This window comes from Azospirillum sp. BE72, from assembly GCF_031455875.1.
Classification (GTDB): domain Bacteria; phylum Pseudomonadota; class Alphaproteobacteria; order Azospirillales; family Azospirillaceae; genus Azospirillum.
The window spans coordinates 112,373-137,198 of record NZ_JAVDTO010000009.1; the positions used below are offsets into that span (position 1 = coordinate 112,373).

A 24,826-nucleotide genomic window follows, 5' to 3' on the forward strand; every position below is an offset into this window, starting at 1 on the left:
TTAGCTCCCTCTCCCGCGAAGCGGGGGAGGGTCGCGGAGGGGGCAAGCGAAAGCGCCTCCCCCACGCCCCCTTCCACCGCACCCAATTCGTGCTATCCCTTACCCGTGGCCAACAAAATCGGCACGGGGTATGAGCAACCAGCGCAAATCCGGCAACTCTGCCGCCGCCACCGCCGCGGCGCTGGTGGGTCAAGCCGTGCCGCTGCATCAGGCAGGCCGCCTGCCGGAGGCCGAAGCTCTCTATCGCCAAGCAATCGCCGCCCAGCCGCGCCATCCCGACGCGCTCCACCTGCTGGGCATGATCGCCTGTCAGACCGGCCGCCTCAAGGAGGCCGCCGACCTGATCGGACAGGCGGTGGCGGCCAAGCGTGACGTTCCCGATTACCATGCCAACCTCGCCTATGCCCTCCAGGCCCTTGGCCGTTCGGCGGAAGCGGAGCGGGCGGCCCGCAATGCACTGCGCTTGCGCACCCCATTCCCCGAAGCCGCCAACACGCTCGGCAATGCCCTGAACGCCCAGGGCAAGGCGGAAGAGGCGGCGACCGCCTACCGTGCGGCCCTGCGCGCCCGCCCCGACTACGCGGAGGCGGAAGGCAACCTGGGCGCCGTCCTGCGCAGCCTCGGCCGCTCGGCGGAAGCAGAACCGCTGTTGCGTCATGCGCTGGCGGCCAACCCGACCCTGACGGAGGCACGCGCTGCGCTGGGCCTCGCTCTGCTCGACCTTGGCCGTACCGACGAGGGTGAGGCGGCGTTGCGCGCCGTCCTGGCCCGCCGGCCGGACCATGCCGGGGCGGCTCTGGCATTGGCCGGATCGCGGCAACGCCATGGTGGGGATGCCGAGCCGTACTATCAACGTTATGTGACGTTGGAACCGGCGGATGCCGAAGCGTGGAACGCATTCGGTCTCGCCCTGCAGAACGCCGATTGCATCGAACCGGCGGCGGAAGCCTTTGCCCGCGCGCTACGGCTGGACCCGGCCATGGCGGAGGCGATGACCAACCTCGGCACCATCAGGCGCATGCAGGGTCGAAGCACGGAGTCCGCCGATCTGCAGCGCAGTGCGCTGGACCAGCGCCCCGGCTATGCCGCCGCCCATACCAATCTGGCACTCGCCCTTCAAGATTTGGGCGACGAGGATGGAGCGGAGCAGGAATTCACCCGCGCACTCGATGCAGATCCGGCGCAGGCGCTCGCCCGCTTCAACCGCGCCATCCTGCGCCTGCGCCGGGGGCGGCTGGCTGAGGGGTGGCAGGACTATGCCGCCCGTTTCGACTCCGGCCGGCTGCGCCCCAAACGGCCGTTCGGCATCCCGGAATGGGAAGGGGACGATCTCGCCGGCCGCCGCCTTCTGCTGTGGGCGGAGCAGGGTCTGGGCGACGAGTTCATGTTCGGCGCCCTGCTGCCGCAGGCCATCGCCCGCTATCCCGACCTGATCGTCGAATGCGAGCCGCGGCTGGTTTCGTTGTTCCAGCGCTCCTTTCCCGGCACCACCGTACGAGCCCCGTCGCGCCAGCCGACCGATGCCGATTGCCACCTGCCATTCGGTTCGCTGCCGCGGCTGATGTGGAGGACAGCGCCCGTCCCGACACCACCCGCCGGTTGGCTGAAGCCGGATCCGGAACGGGTTGCGGCATGGCGGCATCGGCTGGATGCGCTCGGGCCCGGTCTGGCGGTCGGCATCGCCTGGACCAGCCAGCGCATCACCACCGAACGCCGTCAGTCCTACACCAAGCTTGAGGATTGGCTGGCTCTGCTGCGCCTTCCCGGCCTGCATCCGGTCAGCCTGCAATATGACGGACGCGAGGAGGAAATTGCGGCGGTCGAGGACCGTTTCGGCCTGCGCATCCACCGCTGGCCCGATCTGGACCAGATCGGCGATCTGGAGAGCACGGCAGCCCTGATGGCGAACCTGGATCTGGCGGTCACCGTGGCGTCTTCCCCCGGAGAGATGGCGGCGGCGCTCGGCGTGCCGGTCTGGCGGCTCGGCCGGCGGGACTGGACCCAGCTGGGCACCGCGGTGCGCCCCTGGTTCCCGACCATGCGCTGCATCCACCCCGAGGGCGGCATCGGCATCGGAGAAACCATTCCTCAGGCGGCACAGTTGCTTGTAAGACTTTCTGCAGGTGGCGTGTGAGCATCACCGACCGCTTCGCCGAGGCGCTTCGTCACCATCAGGCGGGTGCCTTGGCAGTCGCCGAACCGCTGTATCGGCAGGTTCTTGATGCGGATCCGTATCATGCCGACGCTCTGCACCTGCTGGGCGTCCTCAACCACCAAATCAATAAATGCGATCAAGCCATTGGATTAATTGATAAGGCTGTTGCGCTTGCGCCGCAGGTCGCCGACTATCACGCCAATCGCGGCATCGTGCTGCAACGGCTGGGCAGGTTGGATGAGGCGGAGGCGGCCCAGCGGCAGGCGTTGGAGCGCGACCCCGGCCATGTGGGCGCTCATTTCAACCTGGGGCTGGTGCTGGCGGTACAGGACCGCTTGTCGGAGGCGGCTTTCCACTATGCGGAGGCTGCCCGCCTGTCACCCGGCTTGGCCGATGCCCACCTGAACCTTGGCGCCGCCCTGCAGGGCCTTGGCCGGGCAGAAGACGCGCTTGAGGCGCACGGGAAGGCAGCGGAACTGCTGCCCGGCGACCCACGCCCGTGGAGCAACCTTGCGGTCAGCCTGCGTCATCTCGGACGGATGACAGAAGCGGCCGACGCGCTGCGTGTGGCCGCGACAGTGGGCGGCGGCAGCAACGACCCCGCAACCTTGTCGGCATTGGCTGCTGCGCTCCACGCGGCTGGACGGACGGAAGAGGCTGCCGAGCGCTACGCCGACACGCTGCGGCTCGACCCTCGGAACTCATTCTGCCTTAACGGCTTGGGTCTCTGCCTTAAAGCGCTTGGTCAACTGGACGATGCCGCGGCCTGCTTCGATGCGGCGACCGCCATCGAGCCCGACCATGCGGAGGCTCTGGACAATCTCGGCAGCATCCGCAACGTCCAAGGCCGCTATGCCGAGGCCGAGGCACTGCACCGGCAGGCGATCGGCCACCGCTCCGATTTCGCCGGAGCGTGGAACAATCTGGCCAATGCCCGCCACGCCGCCGGCCGAACCGCAGAAGCATGGCGGGCGTGGCATACGGCACTGACGCTCGACCCCGCCCTTGCCGAGACCCACACCAACCTCGGCAACGCCCTGCGCAACGCCGAGCTCTTCGCCGACGCCGAACGGTCACAGCGCCGCGCGATCCTCCTCGCCCCGCTGGAGGCGCGTTCCCGCAACAACCTGGGCCATCTGCGCCAGGGCCGGCATGACCATGCCGGGGCGGCAGGCTGCTATCGCAGTGCCCTGGCGCTGGATCCCGCCTATGGCGAGGCCTGGAGCAATCTGGGGCTGGCGCGCCAGCGGCTCGGCGACGCCGGCGGTGCGGAACGCTGCTATGACCGCGCCTTGTGTCTGCGCCCGGATCTGTCGCTGTCCCAATTAAACAAAGGCCTGCTGCGGCTGGAGGCCGGTGACCTGGACCGTGGCTGGCCCGGCTATGCCTGGCGCTTCGGGTCTGGACAAGTCGGGCAGGGGCGGCAACCCCGTGCCCAGCCATGGCGCGGCGAGGATCTGACCGGCCGCCGCCTGATGATCTGGGGGGAGCAGGGGGTGGGCGACACCATCCTGTTCTCCGCCCTCTGCGCCGAGTTGGCCGGCCGCGCCGTCTCCACCATCCTGGAGGTCGATCGCCGGCTGGTGCCGCTGTTCGCCCGCTCCTTTCCGACCCTCAGGGTCAGGGCGGAGGCCCTGGACGGGCAGGGGCGGGAGGCGATGACGATCCCGGATTACGACCGCCATGTGCCGATGGGCTCCCTGCCGCGGGTCCTGCGCCGCCGGTTGGCCGATTTCCCGCCGCGCCCATCCTGGCTGGTCCCCGACCCCGCCCTGGTCGAGCGATGGCGCCGCCGGCTGGAGGTGCTCGGCCCCGGCCTGCGGGTGGGCATCGGCTGGCGCAGCCAAATGATGACGGCGGAGCGCAGCACCGCCTATCTTCCGCTCGACGCCTGGCAGCCGCTGTTCGCACTACCGGGCATCCAATGGGTGGTGTTGCAGTATGGCGATGTGGAGGACGAGGTCCGGCGGGCGGAGCAGCGCTTCGGCATTCCCCTGCACCGCTGGGACGACCTGGACCGCAAGGACGATTTCGACGGCGTGGCTGCACTGATCGCCGGGCTCGACCTCGTCATCTCGCCGGCGATGTCGGTGGGCGAACTTGCCGGCGCGCTCGGCACGCCGGTCTGGCGCTTCGGCAGCCGTGATTGGACGCAGCTGGGGGCGGGGGTGCGCCCTTGGTATCCATCGATGCGCCTGTTCCAGCCCCGGCCCGGCGAACCGCTGTCGGCGACGCTGGAGGATATGGCCCGCTGCCTGACGAGGCTGGCTCCCAAAGCCGATTTTCCTTCAGGAGGTGCTTCAGCGAAATCCGCCAAGGCGTTGTCGGAGCAGGCTGTCTCCTTGCATCGGCAAGGTCGATTGGCCGAGGCCGCCGCCCTCCACCGCAAGGTCGTTGCCGCCGACCCGCTGAGCCCGCCGGGCTGGACCAACGGCGGTCTCACCCTGCTCGGACTGGGTCAAGCCGAGGTCGCCATCCACTGGCATCGGCGGGCACTGGCGCTGAACCCGGCCTTCGCGGAAGCGGTGGGCAATCTCGGCGTCGCCCTCCAGGCCGGCGGCACACCGCTGGAAGCCGCCACCCTGCACCGCCGCGCCGTACGGCTGCGTCCACAGACGGCCGAAAACTGGGGCAACCTCGCCGCCGCCCTGCTCGCCGACCGGCGCTATGGCGAAGCGGAGGCGGCCTGCAGCCGTGCTGCGGCGCTTTCGCCAACCCTTGCCGGGGCGCTCACCACGGCCGCCGCCGCGCTGAAGGGGCAGGGACGATTCGACGCCGCCGCTCGCCACAGCCGCAGGGCATTGCGCATCGCTCCGGCTTCGGCCAAGGGCTGGTCGAACCTGGGCATGGCTCTGGCCGGGCTCGGACGGTGGAGCGACGCCTTGCACGCTCATTGCCGCGCCGCGGCTCTCGCCCCCGCTCTGCCGGACATCCTGCTCAACCACGGCCATACCGCGTTGATGCGGGGTGAGCGCAGGCTCGCCCGCGCCTGCGCCGAACGGACCCTGAGGCTCGCGCCCGGCCAGGGGGAGGCGCGCATGAACCGCGCCCTGCTGCGGCTTGCCGAAGGCGACATCGCCGGCGGCTGGGAGGATTACGCCCAGCGCTTTGCCGCCGGCGACGCGGCACCCCGCCGCTTCGGCATCCCCGAATGGCAGGGCGAGGATTTGGCGGGCCGCAGCATCCTGGTGTGGGGCGAACAGGGGCTGGGCGACGAGATCCTGTTCGGAACGGTGCTGCCCGATCTGGTCCGCCGGGCCGGGCGGGTGATCGTCGAGTGCGACCGGCGCCTGATTGGCCTGTTCGCCCGCGCCCTGCCGGAGGCCGAGGTGCGGGCGCCGACGCCGGATCATCGGATCGGCTCGCGGGACGCCGATGTCCATGCGCCGATGGGTACGATCGCCGCCCGGCTGCGGCCCGGCCTGCGGCACTTTCCGGCAACCTCCCCGTTTCTGACGCCCGACCGGACATCGGCCGCAGCGTGGCGTGTGCGGCTGGCGGCCCTGGGGCCTGGCCTGAGGGTGGGCATCTGCTGGCGCAGCAGCCGCATGACGGCGGACCGTGCCGGCGCCTACAGCCGCCTCGCCCGGTGGGGACCGCTCCTCACCGTGCCCGGCATCACCTTCGTCAGCCTTCAGTATGACGAGCATGCGGCGGAGCGGGCCGACGCCCTGCGCCGCTTCGGCACGATCCTTCACCACTGGCCCGACCTCGACCAGCGCAACAACCTGGACGGCGTGGCGGCGCTGATGGCCGGCCTCGACCTCGTCGTCACCGCGCCAACCTCGGTCGGGGAACTCGCCGCCGCGCTGGGCGTTCCCGTCTGGCGGATTGGCATGGCGTCCGGCGACTGGTCGTCCCTGGGAACGGCGGTCAGACCGTGGTTCGCGTCCATGGCCCTGGTTGGAAATCCGGCCGGCCATGACGCATCCCTAACCATGCTGGCACAGCGCCTTCGCCGTCTGGCTGACGCCCCTCGCACCGCGACCTGACCATCCGAGCGGAAGCGTCAGCGCGATTCCGCATTGCGATTCCCGTTCGCGCCCATTATCGACTATGCCCGCCGGGTCCCGCGCAGGGTGGATGACCCGGCGCCCGCGCCGTCGTAAGGGGCATCGGCGGCCGCCGGCATCAGCGGGGATTGGAGTCCGTCAGGTTCTTCACCAGGCAACTGACGGATTCCGGGCTTTTTGTTTTCCGTGTGATTCACGGTTCAAGCGTTGCCGCTCGAACCGATCACACTCTAGGGGAAAGGACGGTCGGTGCGGTCTGAGGACGCTCTTGCCAACATAGACGTCGCGGTGCTCGCCGGCGGGCTGGGCACGCGTATCCGGAGCGTTCTGGGCGACACGCCGAAGGTCCTGGCCCCGATCGCGGGCCGCGCCTTCCTCGGCCATCTGCTCGACTACTTGTCTACGTACGGATCGCGCCGCGTGGTGCTGTGCCTGGGCCATCTTGCCGACCGGGTGACCGCTTGGCTCGCCCGCGGCGATTCGGCCGGCACCATCGACGTGGTCTGCCAGATCGAGCCGCGCCCGCTGGGCACTGCCGGGGCGCTCGGTTATGTGCGCAAGGAACTGCGCAGCAGCACCATCCTGGTGGTGAACGGCGATACCTTCCTGGATGCCGATCTGCGCGCCTTCGTCGCCGCGCATCGCCTGTCGGGGGCCGAGGCGTCGGTCCTGTGCGTTACGGTCGAGGATGCCTCCCGCTTCGTGCGGGTGGAGATCGGACCGGACAGCCGCATCCGCCGCTTCCCGGCGAAGGCGGCGGGGGCCGGCACCATCAATGCCGGGGTCTACCTGTTCTCCGCCGCCTTCCTCGACCGCTTCATCGCGGCGGGGGCGGTCTCGCTGGAACGCGACGTGCTGGAGAAACTTCCGCCCGGCACGCTGAACGCCCATGTCGCCAAGGCACGCTTCCTCGACATCGGCACACCGGAAAGCCTTGCCACCGCCGCCAGCGTGATCGCCGGCCGGGAAACCTGACGGCCGCTATTTGCCCCTGCGCGCCCCGCGGTCTGTCGCTGGACAGGAGCAAGGTGCCGGGCCAAGATGCAGACCGACTCGATCCCTCGTGCCGTGGCAGGACTGCCGCGCCGCCTCTTCCGGACCAGTGCCATGGCCGTCATCCTCATCCGAGCCGACGCTTCCCCCACCATCGGCACCGGCCATGTCATGCGCTGCCTCGCCGTTGCCGAGGCTTTGCGCGACCAGGGGCACGAGACGCTGTTCGCCGCCGTGGAATCCACCCCGGCCATCGACCGCCGCCTGTCGGCGGACGGCTTCCGCCATGTCTCCATCGCCGGCCCGGTGGGGCAGGCGGCGGATCTGGCCGCCACCCGTTCGCTGCTGCGGCGGGAGCATGGCAGCGCCGTGATGCTGGACGGCTACCGCTTCGGCGAGGCCTATCGCGCCGGGTTGCAGGCTGCAGGCGCGCGGGTGCTGGCCTGGGACGACCTGGGCGACGGCACCCCGTTGCATGCCGACCTCGTCGTCAACGCCGCGCCGCAGGCGTCGGCGCTGCACTATGAGGCGATGGCGCCGGGTGCCCTTCTGCTGCTCGGACCCGGCTATGCCCCACTACGGCGGGAGGTGCGTCTGGCCGCCCGCGAACCGATGCGGAGCATCGCCGAGCGGCCCGTCCTGCTGGTGACCTTCGGTGGCTCAGACCCCTTGGGGCTGACCGGTCCGGTGGTGGAGGCGCTCGCCGCGGCCCGGCCGGTGGGCTGCCGGATCGTCGCGGTCGTCGGCGGCAGCAACCCGCGCGCGCCGGAACTGGCGGCACTTGCCGACGGGCTCGGCCCCGATGTTACGGTGGAGATCGATTGCCCGCGCATGGGCGCGCTGATGGCCGACAGCGGACTCGCCGTTTCGGCCGGCGGCGGCACCATGGGGGAACTGGCCGCATTGGCGGTGCCGACCCTGCTGGTGGTCACCGCCGACAATCAGGCGATGGCGAGCGGCGATGCCGCCGAACTCGGCTGGAGCGAGGCGGTGGACGCCCGCGGCGGCGATCCGGCCAGCGCGGGAAAGACGATTTCCGAACGAGCGCTCGCTCTTTGGAGCGATGGACCGCGGCGGCAGCGGATGCAGGATGCCGCCGCCGCGCTGCCGCTGGATGGAGAGGGGGCGGTGCGCATCGCCCAAGCCCTGACCGGACCGGCTCGGTTGACCGGCGCCGCCGCCCGGCGACGGACGGCGCTGGCCTGAGCCTTCCCCCTCACGCCGTCAGCTGACCACGCGCCAGGTTCCGTCGCCCTGCTGGCAGGCGGTGCCGAAGCCCTGCTGGGTGCGGCCCTGGACCACGATGGTGGTTTGGTATTCGCGGCAGAGCTGGCCCTGCGGCCCGGTGCCCTCGCGCACCGGCGTGTAGCTGCCGTAATTGCCGGTATCCGGATTGTTCCAGCGCACGGTGCTGCCGGTAGGGGCGCTGTAGGCGTTGACCGCTGCCTGCTGGGCGTAGGTCTGGTCAGCACGGTCGAGCGAGGCGCCCGCGGCACTGCCCAGAGCCGCGCCCAGCAGCGTTCCGACGCCGACCGCCACCAGCTTGCCGCTGCCGCCGCCGAAGCGAGAGCCGGCCAGACCGCCGACCACGCCGCCCAGCACGGTGCCGGCCGTCTGCTTGTTGGCGCTGACGCCGCCATAGGAGTCGCCGTAGCCGGGCTGGGCGCAGCCGGCAAGCGGGGCCGCGAGCAGGCTGGCGGACAGCGCGGCGGCAAGGAAGGGGCTGGCTTTCATGGTGGCTCTCGTCCTGTTGGGTCCTGTTCGGATCGGCACGAAACCGTTCGTTCCTGACGCCATCAACATGGCAGACCCGCGACTTATTCCCGGTGCGTGACGCGGTGCCTCGCTTGCCCCTATGATCGGGTCAACGGTTCCGCAAAGGAACCAATGACAAGCCCTTGGGAGGGAACGAACATGCTGCCCAACGCGGACAGCTATGAAGGGGTGTCCCGCGCCTTCGCCTGGCGCGTCCCCGATCGCTACAACATCGGCGTCGACGTCTGCGACCGCTGGGCGGAGTCCGAGCCGGACCGCATCGCCCTGATCCACAAGCGGCGCGACGGCGGGGTGGAGGAATACCGCTTCGCCGACATCCGCGCCCTGTCCAACCGCTTCGCCACCGCGCTCGCCGCCCAGGGTATCGGACGCGGCGACCGGGTCGGCATCCTGCTGCCCCAGGCACCGGAAACCGCGGTCAGCCATGTCGCCGTCTACAAGCTGGGCGGCATCGCGGTGCCGCTGTTCTCGCTGTTCGGGGTGGAGGCGCTGGAGTACCGGTTGGCCAATTGCGGCGCCCGCGCGGTGGTGACCGATGCAGCCGGCGCGGCGAAGATCGCCCAGATCCGCGATCGCCTGCCGGAATTGCGCGCGGTCTTCCGCATCGACGGGTCGGGGCCCGGCTGCCTTGACTGGCACGCGCTGTGCGACGCGGCGTCGGACGACTTCACCCCGGCGGATACCGGTCCCGACGACCCGGCCCTGATCATCTACACCTCCGGCACCACCGGCCAACCGAAGGGGGCGCTGCATGCGCACCGGGTGCTGCTGGGCCATCTGCCGGGCGTGGAGATGTCGCACGACCTGTTCCCGCAGCCGGGCGACCGCATTTGGACGCCGGCGGACTGGGCGTGGATCGGCGGGCTGCTCGATGTGCTGCTGCCGGCCTGGCACCATGGGGTGACGGTCGTGTCCCACCGCTTCGAGAAGTTCGATGCGGAGGCCGCCTTCGCCCTGCTGGCCGAGTTCCAGGTGCGCAACGCCTTCCTGCCGCCGACGGCGCTGAAGATGATGCGGTCGGTGAAGGCCCCACGGACACGCCACGCCATCGCCATGCGCTCCGTCGCCAGCGGCGGCGAGACCTTGGGTGGCGGGCTGCTCGACTGGGGGCGCGAGACCTTCGGCGTCACCATCAACGAGTTCTACGGCCAGACCGAGTGCAACATGATCGTCTCCTCGGCCGCCACGCTGATGGCGCCGAAGCCGGGCATCATGGGCCGGCCGGTGCCCGGCCATGACGTTGCGGTGATCGACGGTGAGGGGAACCGTCTGCCGCCGGGGCGGATCGGCCTGATCGCGGTGCGCCGGCCGGACCCGGTGATGTTCCTCGGCTACTGGAACAACCCGGACGCCACCGCCGCCAAGTTCGTCGGAGAAGGGGGCGACTGGCTGGTCACCGGCGACCAGGGGGAGGTGGACGAGGACGGCTACATCCGCTTCGTCGGGCGCGACGACGACGTCATCACCTCGGCCGGCTACCGCATCGGTCCCGGCGAGATCGAGGATTGCCTGATCGGCCATCCCGCCGTCCGCATGGCGGCGGTGGTCGGCGTGCCCGACCCGTTGCGCACGGAGATCGTCAAGGCCTTCGTCGTGCTGCGGGAGGGGGTGACGGCGGACGACGCGCTCGTCGCCTCGATTCAGGAGCATGTGAAGACGCGGCTGGCCGCCCATGAATATCCCCGAGCCATCGAATTTCTCGAAAGCCTGCCCATGACCACCACCGGCAAGATCATCCGCCGGGAGTTGAGGAACCGCTCGTAATATCATGATAGAACTGATTTTATTGGCTGCGGCTTTTCTGGCCGGAGCGATGAATGCCGTTGCCGGCGGGGGCAGTTTCCTGACCCTGCCGGCCCTGATCTACGCCGGGGTGCCGCCGGTCGCCGCCAACGCCACCGGCACGGTGGCCCTGTTGCCCGGCTATGCCAGCGGAGTCTACGGCTACCGGCAGGATCTGACGCCGATCGGCAACCTCAGCCTGCCGCTGCTGTCCGTGGTCAGCCTCGTCGGCGGACTGGCCGGGGCGGGCCTGCTGCTGGTGACGCCGGATTCGGTGTTCCGCGACATCGTCCCGTGGCTGCTGCTGCTGGCGACCGGTCTGTTCGCCTTCGGCAACATGCTGGCGCAGCGACTGCGCAGCCTCGGCCTGCACGGCAACGGGGCGATGCTGGGCACGCTGTTCGCGGTGTCGGTCTATGGCGGCTATTTCAACGGAGGCCTCGGCATCCTGCTTCTGGCGCAGCTCAGCCTGTTCGGGATGACCGATTTGAACGCCATGAACGGGCTGAAGAACCTGTTCTCGGCCGTCCTGACCGCCATCGCGGTGGTGGCCTATGCGGCCGGCGGGGCGGTGGAGTGGAGGGAAGCGTTGCTGATGACGGTGGCGGCGGTGGCCGGAGGCTATGTCGGCGCGCGGGTCGGGCGGAAGATCCCGAAGCCGGTGCTGCGCACGGGCATCATCGCCGTCGGGCTGGTGATGAGCGCGGTGTTCTTCCTGAAATGATCGCGCTATAGAGGGCGCCACCCGCCTTTGGCCCTGCTGCGACCGGATCCGTTGCCATGCTGACCGTTTCCGACCTCGACCTGTACTATGGTGACGCCCAGGCGCTCGACGGCGTCACGCTGCAGGTGGCGGCGGGGGCGACCACCGCCATCGTCGGCGCCAATGGGGCGGGCAAGACCTCGCTGATCCGCGCCATCGCCGGAATCCTGAAGCCGGCGCGCGGAAGCATCCGCTTCAAGGACCGCGAGATCGCCGGCCTGCCCAGCCATGTCGTCTGCGATCTCGGCATCGGGCAGGTCGCCGAAGGCCGGCAGATTTTCCCCAGCCTCAGTGTGCGGGAGAATCTGGAGATGGGCGCTGTCATCCCGCGGGCCCGCGCCACCGCCCGGCAGACCTACGACCGCGTGCTCGACCTGTTCCCCCGCCTGCGCGAGCGGCTGGACCAGGCCGCCGGCACCCTGTCCGGCGGCGAGCAGCAGATGCTGGCGATCGGCCGCTGCCTGATGGGCAAGCCTGACCTGATCATGTTCGACGAACCGTCGCTCGGCCTGTCGCCGGCATTGGTGCAGGAACTGTTCCGCATCATCCGCGCGCTGGCGGCCGACGGAATGACGATCATCCTGGTCGAACAGAATGTCGCCGCTTCGCTGCGGATCGCCGGGCAGGCCTATGTGCTGGAGAACGGCCGGGTGGTGCTGTCGGGAAGCGGCGAGGCGCTGCTGGCCGATCCGGCGGTGAAGCAGGCGTATCTGGGACTGTAACGGAGGAGGGGGGTGCTATGGCCCCCGTCCGCCGCCCGTAGCCGCTTCGTCAGAACAGCCCCTGTGCCTCACGGGCATAGTCCAGCAGCTTCTCCACCGAGCGGGAGCCGAAGGAGAAGGGGCGGAAGCGCGCCCGCGCCTCGTCCGGCCAATCGGCGGCGCTGTCCTCCGGCGCGTAGCCCAGCAGAATCGTGGCGAGCGAGGCCGGCAGGCCGCTGGAGGTTGGCAGGAACACCACCGGACGGCTGCGCGCGAACAGGTCGGCCACGGTGTTGGAACCGCCGAAGGCGATGATCACGTCGGGATCGAATCGCTCCACCGCGTCGACGATGGCGGTCAGCTTTTCCTCGTCGAACCGGGGCCGGGGGAAGGACAGCATGCGCACCGCAGCACCGTGGGCGGCGATGGTCTGCTCCCCGTCATACTCCTCGGTGATGTTGTAGCTGTACTCCGGGACGAAGCCGTTCTCGCCCGACACCGCCATGGCGTTGGGGTTCAGGATCAGCACCTCGCAGCCCTGGCCGTCCTGTAGGCGGCGGGCGTAATCGAAGGCGTCGGCGGTGGGCTGGTGCCCCTCGCCCAGCATCTGGTTGGTGATCAGCACCACGCGCTTCACCTCGGCGCGCGGGGCGGTTCTGCGCAGCTTGGGTTCCAGTCCATAGCGGCGCGCCGTCTCCTCCACCAGCAGGCGGTAGAAGCGGCGGAACTCGCCATTGGTGAAGGCGCCGACGTCACCCTTGCGGACATCGTCCTGGAACAGCCGCATGGCGATGCCCCAGTAGGCGTAATGCAGCGACGGCACGGAGAAGCGAAGGGGATCGTCCAGCACCGCGCCGACCAGAACGCGGTAGTGGGCGATGTCCCCGGTCAACAGGAACAGCAGCGACTGGCGCCGCATCACGTCGCCCATGGCATAGCGGGCATCGACCTCCTCCGCCGCCGCGGCACGGATGTCGTCGTCGTAACGGCGGATCAGGTTGGCCAGCGCCCCGACATTGCCCCAGCCCTCTCCCTCGTTGGTCAGCAGGCTGAGCGCGCGCGCGAAACTCAGTGCCGCCTCGCGCTGTCGTCCGCAAGCGTGCAGGGCGTGGCCCAGATTGGCATGGAACAGGGGAGAGCCGTCGTCGCCGGCCACGGCCTGGGCGATGCGGTCCACCGCCTCCTCCGCCCGGCCGGATTGCAGGGCGATGACCCCCAGCAGATGCAGGGCGTCCGGATGGCCGGGCGACGCGTCCAGCACGTCGCGGTACAGGCGCTCCGCCTCCGCGGTGCGGCCGGCGCGGTGATGTTCCGTCGCGACGGCCAACGTCTGCTCGATCTGGTCCATGATGCACGTCCTTGCTGTCGGGGCGGCCTCCATCCCCCGGAAGCCGTCGTCCCCTGCTGTTTACCCTGTTTTAGGAAACACGCGATCAACTTTCCGCATGCGTGGATCTACGACCATTCGGGGAGGCGGCGGCCAAGGCGCCACCCCACGTCCGACAACAACCCTCGGCCCCATCCCGGCACGGTGCATTTTGTGGGGTCTTGCCGCCCTTTGCATCGCCATCGGCGTGCCGATGGCGCCGGCGGCGGCACAGAGTGTTGCCCAGGCAGCGGGGGAGATCGCAGGCGATGGTCCGTCGATCGCCATCAGCCTGGTCGACCGCCGGCTGTACCTGACCGGAGCGGACGGCACGACCCGCAGCTTTCCGGTGGCCATCGGCCGCCCCGGCGTTCCGATTCCCCTCGGCGACAGCACCATCATGCGCAAGCGCCGCGACCCGACCTGGAGGCCGACCGCCAACCAGCGGCGCGAGAAGCCGTCGCTGCCGCGGGCGGTGCCGCCGGGACCGAACAACCCGCTGGGCAGATTCGCGCTCGACCTCGGCTGGACGGCCATCGCCATCCACGGCACCAACGATCCGGACTCGGTGGGACGGCAGGCCAGCGGCGGCTGTTTCCGCATGCTGCCCGCCGACATCGAAACCGTCTTCGCCGCCGCAGAGGTGGGGACCCCGGTGCGTGTGGTGCGGGGCTCGCTGGGGGGAAGCCCGCCGAAACCAACGGCTGCTCAGCTGGCAAGGACGCTTCCCGTCGCGGTCAGTGCCGCACCGCCAACCACACGGCAGCCGCCGAAGCCGTTGCCGATCCCAGAGCCGCCACCCCAGCCGGTGGCCGATCCGCGCTGCCCAACGGTCACGGCGCCGCTCAGGCGGATGATCTGCGATGTGCCGGCGCTTGCCTTGCTGGACGGCCGTGCCCGCGGGGCGCAGGAGCGGTTCCTGGCCGGCATCGCCGATCCGGCCGCCCGCGCCGCCGCGGCCTACGACCTGATCCAGGAGGAACGGCGCTTCCACGAGAGGATCGCGGCGCTTTGCTGGATCCGCAGCGGGACGGAAGGCGACCCGGATGTCGCAGCATCGGCGCGATCCTGCCTGACCACCGCGCTCGACCGCCGGCTTGACGACGTGTCGGAGCGGATCGCGGCGTTGCGCGGCGGTGCACGTATGGCGGCCCGGCCATAGGTTCACCTGTCGGAACGGTCGAATCGCACGGCGGCATCGTCATTCTGACTTGCCTGCATCCCCCTTGGGCTGCTAACCCGCAGAACCTCACCGTTCGGACAATCCGCCACCCATGCCGATCGACTATTATCTGAACATCGCGGCCTCCGGGCTGCTGACCGGCCTGGTCTATGGGCTGGCGGCGCTTGGGCTATCGGTCATCTTCGGCGTGGTGCGCGTCGTCAACTTCGCCCATGGCGAGATGATGGTGGCGGGCATGTACGGCGCCGTGCTGCTGGGCGGATGGTGGGGGTTGGACCCGCTGCTGTCGGCGCCGGTCATGGCGGCGCTTCTGTTCGCCTCCGGCTGGCTCCTGCAGCGCGGACTGGTGAACAAGTTCGTCGAGCGGCCGGAGCACATGCAGTTCATCCTGCTGCTGGGTATCGCCACCATCCTGGTCAACGCCATGCTGATGCTGTTCGGCCCGGACGCCCGCAACGTGCAGGTGCCCTACAGTTTCGACACGGTGGAGATCGGGCCGATGCTGCTGGATGCCGTGCGGCTGCGCGCCGGGGCGGCGGCGATCGTCGTGGCGGCGGCGCTGTTCGCCTTCTTCCGCTTCAGCCGCACCGGCAAGGCGATCCGCGCCTGCGCCGACAACCCGCTGGGCGCCCGTGTGGTCGGGCTGAACATCGACGGGCTCTATGCGCTCACCTTCGGCATCGGCGCCGCGGTGGTCGGGGTGGCCGGCGCGCTGATGACGCTGCTGGTCGATGCCCGGCCGCAGCTGGCGCCGGAATACACGCTGCTCAGCTTCATCATCGTCATCGTCGGCGGGCTGGGCAGCCTGCCCGGCGCGCTGCTGGGCGGCGTGCTGATCGGCATGTCGGAGGCGCTGGCCGGCTTCCTGCTGACGCCGTCCCTGAAATCCCTGTTCAGCTACGGGGTGCTGATCGTGGTTCTGCTGCTGCGCCCGCAAGGGCTGTTGGGGAAACGGTCATGATCGGCCTGTCGGGAGTGGCTTTTTCGGGAGTGACGGGCCGCGGGATGATCCTGCTGGCCCTGACGGCGCTGGGGCTGGCGGTGGCCCCCCTCGTCGCCGACCGCTATCTGGTGTCGGTGCTGACCACGGTGCTGTGGTTCGCCTATGTCGGGCAGGCCTGGAACGTGATGATGGGCTTTTCCGGCCTGCTGTCGCTGGGGCACGCGCTGTATGTCGGACTGGGCGCCTATGTCAGCGCCGCGCTGTTCGTGCATTTCGGCATCGGGCCGTGGGCCGGCATGGTGCTGGCGATGCTGGTCTCGGTGGCGGCCGGCTGCATCATCGGCTTCCTGGGCTTCCGCTTCGGGGTGAAGGGCGTGCATTTCGCCCTGCTGACCATCGCCTTCGCCGAGGTGGCGCGCATCGGCTTCGACCACATCACCTGGGTCGGCGGCTCCGGCGGCTTCTTCCTGCCGGTGGAGGCGGGGGCGAGCGATCCGCTGAACCTGCGCGGTTCGCCCCTGCTGTTCTACTATGTGGCGCTGGCGCTGGTGCTGGGCGCGCTGGTCCTGTCGCGCGTGCTGCTGCACAGCCGGCTCGGCTACCAGTGGCTGGCTGTGCGGGAGGAGCCGGATGCGGCGGAGGCGTCGGGCGTCGACCTGTTCCGCGCCCGCATGACCGCGGTGGCGGTGTCGGCCGCCCTGACCGCACTGGGCGGGGTGTTCCAGGCCTTCTACTTCAACAACCTGTTCCCGGAGCAGGTCTTCTCCATGGGCCGCTCCATCGAGATCATCCTGCCGGCCATCGTCGGCGGCATCGGCACGCTGGTCGGCCCGATCCTGGGCGCCTTCATCCTGACGCCGCTGGGCGAATTGCTGACCTTCCTGATCGAGGCCGGCGGGCTGGACCTGCCGGGGCTGAAGCAACTGTTCTACGGCGTGGCGCTGGTGGTGATCGTGGTGTTCCGGCCGGAGGGCGTGTGGCCCTGGCTGGCCCGCCGCCTGCGTCTTGTCCGCCAGCCGGGGGAGGGCGCCTGAGATGACCGCACTGCTCGAGGTCGAGGGCCTGTCAAAGCGCTTTCGCGGGCTGAAGGCGGTCGCCGACGTCAGCTTCACCGTGCCGGAGGGGCGCATCCTCGCCCTGATCGGCCCAAACGGCGCCGGCAAGACCACCACCTTCAACCTGATCGCCGGCGTCTTTCCGCCCGACGAGGGGCGCGTCACGCTGAAGGGCCGCTCCCTGACCGGGATGAAGCCCAATCAGGTCTGCGCCGCCGGGATCGGCCGCACCTTCCAGATCGTCAAGCCTTTCGGCCAGCTGACGGTGGAGGAGAATGTCGTCGTCGGCGCACTGGCCCGCGAGAGGTCGGTCGAGACCGCGCGGCTTCAGGCCCGCGCCGTGCTGGAGCGGCTGGAACTGGCCGATCAGGCCAACCGGCCGGCACGCAGCCTGACGCTGCCCGACCGCAAGCGGCTGGAGGTCGCCCGCGCGCTGGCAACCCGTCCGACCCTGCTTCTGCTGGACGAGGTGCTGGCCGGGCTCCGTCCGACGGAGGTCGACCGCATGGTCGGGGTCCTGCGCGACCTGAACCGCCGCGAAGGCCTGACGATCCTGATGATCGAGCATGTGATGCGCGCGGTGATGGCGCTGTCCGACCGCGTCGTCGTGCTGGACCATGGCGAGAAGATCGCCGACGGCGCCCCGGCGGAGGTCGTGGCCGACCCCCGCGTGGTCGAATCCTACCTGGGAGCCGAGGCGCTGGACTGACGACTTCCGATCAATTGCTGAGGTTCGACGGGTCTTCGCGATAGCTGACGGCGGCGACCTCGGCGGTCAGCGGATGGCCGGGATAGGTGAAGCGGCGCAGCCATTCGGTATCGCCCGACGCGCTCCAGAAGCGCAGCATCAGCCGCCCCGGCATGCGCGGCAGAAGCTCTCCCTCCTTGGCCGTGACCTGGTGCACCGGCTTGCCGTCGACCGTCCAGACGATGCCGTCGGGTTTCCAGTCGAAGCCGTAGCTGTGGAAGCCCTTGGCGGCGTCGAACCCGAGATCGACCACCGTGTTGCGGTGCCCGACGCCGTTGGCGACCCAGCTGATCTCCAGCTTGGTTGTGTCCTTGCCGGCGATGCCGAAGGTGATCTCGTCCCAGGGATCGCCGAAGGGCGGGCCGGTGTAGTGCGAGACCGAGGTCATCACCCCATCCGCCTTCACCGCCTTCAGAGACACCGCATAGCTGCCGTAGCCGTAGAAGCGGTGGGTGGAATACTCGCCGCAGGAATAGCGGTCCCGGCCGCTGAACTGGTCGCTGACCGACAGGGCGAGATGCCCCTTCTCCAACGTGACATTGGCCCGGTTCCAGCTGCAGTTCATGTGCCCGCCGGCCTTCCAGCCATCGGAGCGCTGCCAGCGCGAGGCCTCGAACTTCCCCGACTTTTCGCTGAAACTGCCGCCGAGGTGGCTGAACAGGCCATCGGCCAGCGCCGGTCCGCCAGCACCGGCCAGCAGGGCCGAAAGCCCGCCGGCAATGAAGGTGGCGATGATGGCCGCTTTCCGCCTGCCCCGTCCGGTGGCGTCGTTGCGCATGGCTGATCCTCCCGCTGCAAACGGGCCGGCGCGCAATTTCGGTCGGCCCACACCCCCATATCGCGAGGGCGGGGCGGGGCGGCAACCATGCGGGCGGGGGATGGCCGCCTCCGGCGGACTTACCTCCGCCGATAATCATCGGTCCTCAGTCGTCGGTGACGCCGCTCTTCGGGATGCGCACGTCGCGGTGAACCGACATGCTCAACAGCAGGCCGACGCCCACCATAAGCGTCATCATCGCCGACCCGCCATAGGACACCAGCGGCAACGGGATGCCGACCACCGGGATCAGCCCCATCACCATCGCCACATTGACGAAGACGTAGAGGAAGAACTGCGCGGTCATGCCGACCGCCACCAGCCGGCCGAACTGGCTGCGGCTGTTCAGTGCGATGACCCAGCCATAGATGAACAGCAGCAGATAGAGCGCCAGCAGGGTCAGCGCCCCGACCATCCCGAATTCCTCGGCCAGCACGACGAAGATGAAGTCGGTGTGCTTTTCCGGCAGGAACATCAGCTGGCTCTGCGAGCCGGACATGAATCCCTTTCCGAACATTCCGCCGGACCCCAGCGCGATCTTCGACTGCAGGATGTTGTAGCCGGCGCCGAGCGGATCGGTTTCCGGGTCCAGGAAGGTGTAGACGCGCTGCTTTTGGTAGTCGTGCAGGAACTCCCAGGCGATGGGGATGGCGCCGAGGCCGCCGCCGATCACCACCAGGAACTTCCACACCCGCACGCCGGCGGCGAAGAACACGGCGCCGCTGCCCAGGATCAGCAGCAGCGAGGTGCCCAGGTTCGGCTGCATCAGCACGAGGGCGACCGGCGTGAAGACCAGCAGCAAGGGCGGGATCAGCAACAGCGGACGGCCGATCTGGTCCAGGGTCACCCCGTGGAAATAACGGGCGAGCGCCAGCGTCAGCGCCGGCTTCATCAGTTCCGACGGCTGAAGCTGGAAGAAGCCGAGGTCGATCCAGCGCTGTGCGCCCATGCCGATGCGGCCCATCAGTTCCACCGCGACCAGCAGGCACAGCACGATGAAGAAGATGATGTAGGCCGACTTCATCAGGTGCCGGATGTCCACCAGCGCGATGCCCAGCATCAGGACGAAGCCGGGTATGGCGCGGACCAACTGCGGCTGGGCCCAGGGCTTCCAGTGGCCGCCGGCGGCGGAATAGAGCAGCCCGACACCGACCCCGGTGATCGTGCAGATCAGCAGGACCAGCCCCCAGTTGATGAGCCTGAACTTGGTGCCGAGCGTCAGCTGCGACCGCTGCGGCTCCAGACTGCCAGAGCCGAGATGGGAAAGAACCACGACCGTACGCCGATGTTGCCGGGAAAGGGGACAGTGCCGGATCAGCTCCGGCGGCCGGCCGGAGGTGACCGGGGCGGATAATGCGGCAAGCCGCTTCGCGGGTAAAGCCGGCCGGTACGCCGGCCGATTTTTCTAACCGCTATCGGCCCCGGGGTAGGGGAGGGTGGCAGGGGAAGGTGGCAGGAAAAGATGACAGTGTGCCGGCTCAGGCAATGATCGCCGCCGTGCGCAACGCTGCGGCCGGGAAGAAACGGACCTGGTTGCGGCCGCCGTTCTTGGCATCGTAGAGCGCACTGTCGGACTGGGCGATCAGGTCGGAGAACTGGCTGTGTTCCCGCGTCATGCTGACGCCGCCGATGCTGCAGGTCACGGTCACCCCGCCCTCGGCGCCCAATGCCGCCAACTGGCGCTCGATGGCGCTGCGCAGCCGTTCCGCCAGCATCCGGCCGGCCGCGGCCCCGGTTTCGGGCAGCAGGATGGCGAACTCCTCCCCGCCCATGCGGCCGATCGAATCCTCCTGCCGGAGCTGGCCGACGCAGCAATCGGTCACCGCCTGGATCACCCTGTCGCCGAAGGGATGGCCGGCCCGGTCGTTGATCGCCTTGAAGCGGTCGATGTCCAGGGTCAGCACTGTCAGATCCCGACCATACCGGCGGGCGCGGCGGAACTCGATCTCGCCCAGTTCGAACAGGCGGCGGCGGTTGAGGGCGCCGGTCAGCCCATCGGTGTGGGCAAGCTTGGTCAGTTCGCGGTTGAACTCGTCACTGGCCATCAGGATGTAGTTGATGGCGCCGATCACCGTGCCCAGCAGGGACAGAAGGAAGGTCGCACGCTCCACAGTGTCGTCGACGAGATGGCCGAGCGGCGCCTCCTGGCTGAGGCCGGCCCCCATGCGGACCAGGTAGACGACAGCGAGCGCGGCCGACAGCAGGCCGGTGACATGATGCGGAACGCCGCGGTGCTCGTAGCGGACCAGCACTTCGAAGGTGATGACCAGCAGAACGGCGGAGGCCGCGAAACTGACCAGCGTGCGGACCGCGGACAGATCACTGCCGGTCAGGAGCAGCAGCAGGCAGCAGAGCGCAACGGCCCCCCCTACCGCCACCGGCGCGAACGGCCAGACCGGCCGATTCTGCAGATGGCGGACGCAGGTGTAGTTCAACGTCAGCCCGGCGAGCCCGATTCCGTTGGCGAGCGGGATGAACAGTTCCGGCGTTCCGCCGCCGCGCAGGCCGGCGATGAGAAATGCCGAGCCCAGCAGGAACTTGCCGTAGGCATAGGCGCGCAGTGAATTGCGGATGTGGCGCGGATAGCGGCCGGACGCCACGACAATGGACAGGCCCACCGCAAAGCCGATGACGGTGATCACCTGCGCGATGAAGGTCGTGTCGAAATTCATCCGCCGGTCAGCCACGCCCCATTACGTCAGTATGTCGTTGGCACGCTATACGAACTCTATGGCGCTGACAAGGCGCGCGCAGCGAACTCTGGATCGGGAGTTCTCGCTATTGCCGATCCATTGTTATCGAGGACGTCCGCGGCGAGAGCTCACCGCTTGTCCGGCGCATAGCCCTTCACGAACAGGTCGACCGCTGCATCGACGAAGCGTTCCAGTTCCTCGTCGCCCGGCCGCTCGCTGAGGCACAGCAGCAGTTTCATGTGCATGTTCGCCTTCAGCAGGCCGAAGAACTGATGGGTGGCGAGATCGAAGTCGGTGATCGCCAATTCGCCCTTGCCGGCGGCGTGGGCCATGAACTGGCGGGCACGCTGGAACGTCTCGGCCGGGCCGCTCTCGTAGAAGGCCTGGGCAAGCTGGGGCTGGCGCAGCACCTCGCCCAGCACCATGCGGTAGAGCCCCAGCGCTTTGGGCGAGGCGATGAAGCGGACGAAAGTCCGTCCGATCAGCCGCAGCCCTTCGGTAGCCGGCAGGCGCATCGCCTCGCCCCAAATGCCGGCCATGACCGAATTGGCGCATTCGCAGGCGACCATAGCCCGGAACAGCTCTTCCTTGCTGCCGAAATGCGCGTACAGCGTGGCCTTGGACACGTTCGCCTTTTTGGCGACCGCATCCATGCTGACGGCGCTGTAGCCATGCTCCAGGAACAGGGCGCCCGCGGCCTCCATGATCTGGGCCGGCTTGGAACCTGCTTCGGGAGTGGGGGCAACCAAGGTGGTCATACGCGCCTCGCCTGAGTCCATGTTCCTGGCCCCTACCGCGTTCCGCATCGCCCGACAAGCCCCCAGACACGCTGTTTTCAAAAACTGAACCGTTCAGTTCGGTCTTGACATGAGATAGCCCCTCCGCCATCTTCCGGCAAGACTAAACTGAACGGTTCAGTTTCTTTTCCGTGGCGCCGGCAAGAGCGCAATCCGGAAAAGGGGGGCTTGGACCGCGGTGGATTGGGGATAGAGACAATGGCGAATGGCGTGCGGAAGATCGTGCTGTCGGGTGTCGCGCTGGCCGTGCTGGCCGGCGGCGCCGTCGCCGGCGAACAATGGTGGCGGGAAGGCCGGTTCATGGAATCGACCGACAACGCCTATGTGCAGAGCGACATCACCGTGGTCAGCCCGAAGGTCTCCGCCTATGTCCGGGACGTGAAGGCCGCCGAAAACCAACTGGTCCGGGCCGGCGACGTGCTGGCGGTGCTGGACGACCAGGACTTCCGTGCCAAGGTGGCGGAAGCCGAAGCCGCGGTGACGGCCCAGCGGGCTGCACTCGGCACGCTGGACAGCAAGCTGGAGCTGCAGCGCACGGTGATCGACCAGGCCGCCGCCACGCTGGCGAGCGCTGAGGCCGAGCAGCGCCGCGCCCAGCAGGAGTTCGAGCGCAGCCGGTCGCTCGCCAACGACAGCTGGACAAGCCGCCAGAAGCTGGAAACCGCCGACGCCGACCTGCGCAAGGCGGTGGCGCAGGTCGCCAAGTCGCGGGCGGCGCTCGCCGCGGAGAACGAGCAGGTCAACGTCCTGCGCGCCACCCGGACCGAGACGGAGGCCCATCTGGCCCAGGCGGAGGCGACGCTGCGGACCGCGCGCATCGACCTGGAGAACACCGTGGTGCGGGCGCCGGTCGACGGCGTGGTCGGCAACCGCGGCGTCCAAATCGGCCAGTATGCCCGGCCGGGCGTGCAACTGCTGTCGCTGGTTCCGCTGCCCGACGTCTATGTGGTCGCCAACTTCAAGGAGACCCAGTTGTCGCGCATGCGCCCCGGCCAGCATGTCAGCATCTCGGTCGACGCCTTCCCCGACCGCCACCTGGAGGGAACGGTTGAGAGCTTCGCCCCGGCCTCGGGCTCGAAATTCTCGCTGCTGCCGCCGGAGAACGCGACCGGCAACTTCACCAAGATCGTCCAGCGCGTTCCAGTGCGCATCGCGTTGCCGCGCGACAACGCGCTGGCCGGCCTGCTGCGCCCCGGCCTGTCGGTAGTGGCGGAGGTCGACACCCGCGGTGCCGACGCCCTGCCGCATGTGACCTCCGGCGGCGTGTTCGGCGCGCTCGCCGACAAGCAGGCGGTGGCCGCCAGGTAACGGCGGCCACGGTCCGGCGGGGACGCCGCCCACCTCCCCCCTTCTGGGGCGGCGTCCCCGTCACCAATCCAAGCACTGTTTTGGCCGGAGCCATCCCCGGGCGGGATTCCGTCGGCCGCGATCGAAGGCAGCGGTTCCATGGCAACTCCGGCCCAGGGCATGCGCCCGCTCACCACGCGCGACATCGTCGGCTTCTTCGCGATGGTCGTCGGCATGTTCATGGCGATTCTGGACATCCAGATCGTCTCCAGCTCGCTGTCGGAAATCCAGGCGGGGCTGGCGGCCAGTTCCGACGAGATCTCGTGGGTGCAGACCTCCTACCTGATCGCGGAGGTCGTGATGATCCCGCTGTCGGGCATCCTGTCGCGCATCATGTCCACGCGCATCCTGTTCACCGTGGCGGCCGCCGGCTTCACTCTGACCAGCGTCGCCTGCGCCTTCGCCGGCAGCATCGAATCGATGATCGTCTGGCGTGCGCTCCAGGGCTTCATCGGCGGGGCGATGATCCCGACGGTCTTCGCCACCAGCTTCATGATCTTCCCGCCGGAAAAGCGGGCCGGCGTGTCGGTGATGATGGGGCTGGTCGCCACCATGGCGCCCACCATCGGCCCGACGCTGGGCGGTTATCTGACCCAGCACATGTCCTGGCACTGGCTCTTCCTGGCCAACGTGATCCCCGGCATCATCGTGACCTCGCTGGTCTGGCTGCTGGTGGACGTCGACCGGCCCAATCCGGAATTGCGCAAGGGCTTCGACTTCCCCGGTCTGCTGCTGATGGCCACATTCCTGGGCAGCCTGGAGTATGTGGTGGAGGAAGGACCGCGCAACGACTGGTTCGACGACGAGGCCATTCTGGCGCTTGCCGTCGTGGCGGCGATCGGCGGCATCGGATTCTTCTGGCGGGTGCTGTCCTACCGCAATCCCATCGTGGAACTGCGCGCCTTCGCCGACCGGAATTTCGCCATCGGATCGCTCTACAGCTTCATCCTCGGCATCGGGCTCTACGGATCGGTCTATCTGCAACCGCTGTTCCTGGCGCGCGTGCGCGGCTTCAACAGCCTGCAGATCGGCGAGATCATGTTCGTGACCGGCGCTTTCCAGTTCCTGTCGGCCCCCATTGCCGGCGCACTGTCGAAGCGGATGGACCTGCGCGCCATGCTGGCGCTGGGGCTGATCCTGTTCGGCAGCGGCGTCTGGATGAACAGCCACTTCACCGCCGAGACCGGATTCTGGGAGCTGTTCGTACCGCAGGCGGTGCGCGGCATGTCGCTGATGCTGTGCTTCATCCCGATCAACAGCGTGGCGCTGGGCACCCTGCCGCCGGACAAGCTGAAGAACGCGTCCGGCCTGTACAATTTGATGCGGAACCTGGGCGGGGCCATCGGGCTGGCGGCGATCAACACGGTGCTGACCGACCGCAACGCCTTGCACCTGAACCGCCTGGGCGACAACGTGAACCTCGCCCGGCCGGAGGTGCAGCAGATGGTCGACAACCTCAGCCAACGCTTCGACGGGCTGGTCGCCGATCCGACTGCCGCGGCGATGTCCCGGTTGGTCGGGCTGGTCCAGCGCGAGGCGTTGATCCTGACCTTCAACGACGCCATGCTGCTGATGTCGGCGGTGTTCTTCGGCGCGCTGCTGTTCATGCCGCTGGTGCGCCGTCCGGGCGGGCCGGTGAAGGCCGATCACTGAACGCGAGGCCGGCGAGCGCCGTAGGTTGTCGCCCGCGGGTT

General features: G+C 68.9%; 19 protein-coding genes. 13 read left to right on the top strand and 6 right to left on the bottom strand.

The window, feature by feature from the left end; all coding sequences use genetic code 11:
• Positions 1-130 precede the first annotated feature (130 nt).
• From J2Y49_RS20795 to pseG, 4 genes are all read left to right on the top strand, one after another.
• The gene (locus J2Y49_RS20795) at positions 131-2,134 is read left to right on the top strand and encodes a tetratricopeptide repeat protein (protein ID WP_310116853.1); all 2,004 of its coding nucleotides are present in this window, start codon (positions 131-133) and stop codon (positions 2,132-2,134) included.
• Positions 2,131-6,147, top strand: a complete 4,017-nt coding sequence (locus J2Y49_RS20800) for a tetratricopeptide repeat protein (protein WP_310116854.1) — start codon at positions 2,131-2,133, stop codon at positions 6,145-6,147. The genes J2Y49_RS20795 and J2Y49_RS20800 overlap by 4 nt, the downstream gene beginning before the upstream one ends.
• Before the next feature lie 270 nt (positions 6,148-6,417).
• Positions 6,418-7,143, top strand: coding sequence for a nucleotidyltransferase family protein (locus tag J2Y49_RS20805; RefSeq protein WP_310116855.1), 726 nt, complete (start codon positions 6,418-6,420; stop codon positions 7,141-7,143).
• Between the two features lie 132 nt (positions 7,144-7,275).
• Positions 7,276-8,367: a UDP-2,4-diacetamido-2,4,6-trideoxy-beta-L-altropyranose hydrolase gene (gene pseG / locus J2Y49_RS20810; RefSeq protein ID WP_310116856.1), complete on the top strand. Its 1,092-nt coding sequence runs from the start codon at positions 7,276-7,278 to the stop codon at positions 8,365-8,367.
• Positions 8,368-8,385: 18 nt separating this feature from the next.
• Here the strand turns inward: pseG and J2Y49_RS20815 are convergent, their stop codons facing one another.
• A complete protein-coding gene (locus J2Y49_RS20815; protein ID WP_014188323.1) occupies positions 8,386-8,895 on the bottom strand; it encodes an RT0821/Lpp0805 family surface protein in 510 nt (169 codons plus the stop codon).
• Between the two features lie 180 nt (positions 8,896-9,075).
• Here J2Y49_RS20815 and J2Y49_RS20820 point away from each other — a divergent pair, with 180 nt between their 5' ends.
• The 3 genes from J2Y49_RS20820 to J2Y49_RS20830 are packed head-to-tail and all read left to right on the top strand — an operon-like array spanning position 9,076 to position 12,204.
• Entirely contained in the window at positions 9,076-10,701 is a 1,626-nt protein-coding gene (locus tag J2Y49_RS20820; protein ID WP_310116857.1) for an acyl-CoA synthetase, read from the top strand.
• A 4-nt stretch (positions 10,702-10,705) separates the two neighbouring features.
• Positions 10,706-11,443, top strand: coding sequence for a sulfite exporter TauE/SafE family protein (locus J2Y49_RS20825; protein ID WP_310116858.1), 738 nt, complete (start codon positions 10,706-10,708; stop codon positions 11,441-11,443).
• A gap of 56 nt (positions 11,444-11,499) precedes the next feature.
• Positions 11,500-12,204: an ABC transporter ATP-binding protein gene (locus tag J2Y49_RS20830; RefSeq protein ID WP_014188326.1), complete on the top strand. Its 705-nt coding sequence runs from the start codon at positions 11,500-11,502 to the stop codon at positions 12,202-12,204.
• Between the two features lie 49 nt (positions 12,205-12,253).
• Here the strand turns inward: J2Y49_RS20830 and J2Y49_RS20835 are convergent, their stop codons facing one another.
• Positions 12,254-13,531 (bottom strand): tetratricopeptide repeat protein, encoded by a 1,278-nt coding sequence (locus J2Y49_RS20835; protein ID WP_310116859.1) that lies wholly within the window; start codon positions 13,529-13,531, stop codon positions 12,254-12,256.
• 190 nt (positions 13,532-13,721) lie between these two features.
• Between J2Y49_RS20835 and J2Y49_RS20840 the strand changes: the two genes are divergently transcribed.
• The 4 genes from J2Y49_RS20840 to J2Y49_RS20855 all read left to right on the top strand — a co-directional run bounded on the left by J2Y49_RS20840 (position 13,722) and on the right by J2Y49_RS20855 (position 17,439).
• On the top strand, positions 13,722-14,711 hold the full coding sequence (locus J2Y49_RS20840) for a L,D-transpeptidase (RefSeq protein WP_310116860.1): 990 nt from the start codon (positions 13,722-13,724) through the stop codon (positions 14,709-14,711).
• A 112-nt stretch (positions 14,712-14,823) separates the two neighbouring features.
• On the top strand, positions 14,824-15,693 hold the full coding sequence (locus tag J2Y49_RS20845; protein WP_310116861.1) for a branched-chain amino acid ABC transporter permease: 870 nt from the start codon (positions 14,824-14,826) through the stop codon (positions 15,691-15,693).
• On the top strand, positions 15,690-16,709 hold the full coding sequence (locus J2Y49_RS20850; RefSeq protein ID WP_310116862.1) for a branched-chain amino acid ABC transporter permease: 1,020 nt from the start codon (positions 15,690-15,692) through the stop codon (positions 16,707-16,709). The genes J2Y49_RS20845 and J2Y49_RS20850 overlap by 4 nt, the downstream gene beginning before the upstream one ends.
• A gap of 1 nt (position 16,710) precedes the next feature.
• Positions 16,711-17,439, top strand: a complete 729-nt coding sequence (locus J2Y49_RS20855; RefSeq protein WP_310116863.1) for an ABC transporter ATP-binding protein — start codon at positions 16,711-16,713, stop codon at positions 17,437-17,439.
• A gap of 10 nt (positions 17,440-17,449) precedes the next feature.
• Here the strand turns inward: J2Y49_RS20855 and J2Y49_RS20860 are convergent, their stop codons facing one another.
• From J2Y49_RS20860 to J2Y49_RS20875, 4 genes are all read right to left on the bottom strand, one after another.
• Positions 17,450-18,256 (bottom strand): family 16 glycosylhydrolase, encoded by an 807-nt coding sequence (locus J2Y49_RS20860; RefSeq protein WP_310116864.1) that lies wholly within the window; start codon positions 18,254-18,256, stop codon positions 17,450-17,452.
• Between the two features lie 145 nt (positions 18,257-18,401).
• Positions 18,402-19,568 (bottom strand): rod shape-determining protein RodA, encoded by a 1,167-nt coding sequence (rodA, locus tag J2Y49_RS20865; protein ID WP_310116865.1) that lies wholly within the window; start codon positions 19,566-19,568, stop codon positions 18,402-18,404.
• Positions 19,569-19,773: 205 nt separating this feature from the next.
• Positions 19,774-20,967, bottom strand: coding sequence for a GGDEF domain-containing protein (locus J2Y49_RS20870; RefSeq protein ID WP_310116866.1), 1,194 nt, complete (start codon positions 20,965-20,967; stop codon positions 19,774-19,776).
• Between the two features lie 149 nt (positions 20,968-21,116).
• A complete protein-coding gene (locus J2Y49_RS20875) occupies positions 21,117-21,746 on the bottom strand; it encodes a TetR/AcrR family transcriptional regulator (protein WP_310116867.1) in 630 nt (209 codons plus the stop codon).
• Between the two features lie 237 nt (positions 21,747-21,983).
• On the opposite strand from J2Y49_RS20875, the gene J2Y49_RS20880 reads away from it, so the two are divergent.
• Both J2Y49_RS20880 and J2Y49_RS20885 read left to right on the top strand, forming a co-directional pair.
• Positions 21,984-23,093: an HlyD family secretion protein gene (locus J2Y49_RS20880; RefSeq protein ID WP_310116868.1), complete on the top strand. Its 1,110-nt coding sequence runs from the start codon at positions 21,984-21,986 to the stop codon at positions 23,091-23,093.
• Between the two features lie 138 nt (positions 23,094-23,231).
• Entirely contained in the window at positions 23,232-24,785 is a 1,554-nt protein-coding gene (locus tag J2Y49_RS20885) for a DHA2 family efflux MFS transporter permease subunit (protein WP_310116869.1), read from the top strand.
• Positions 24,786-24,826: the final 41 nt, after the last annotated feature.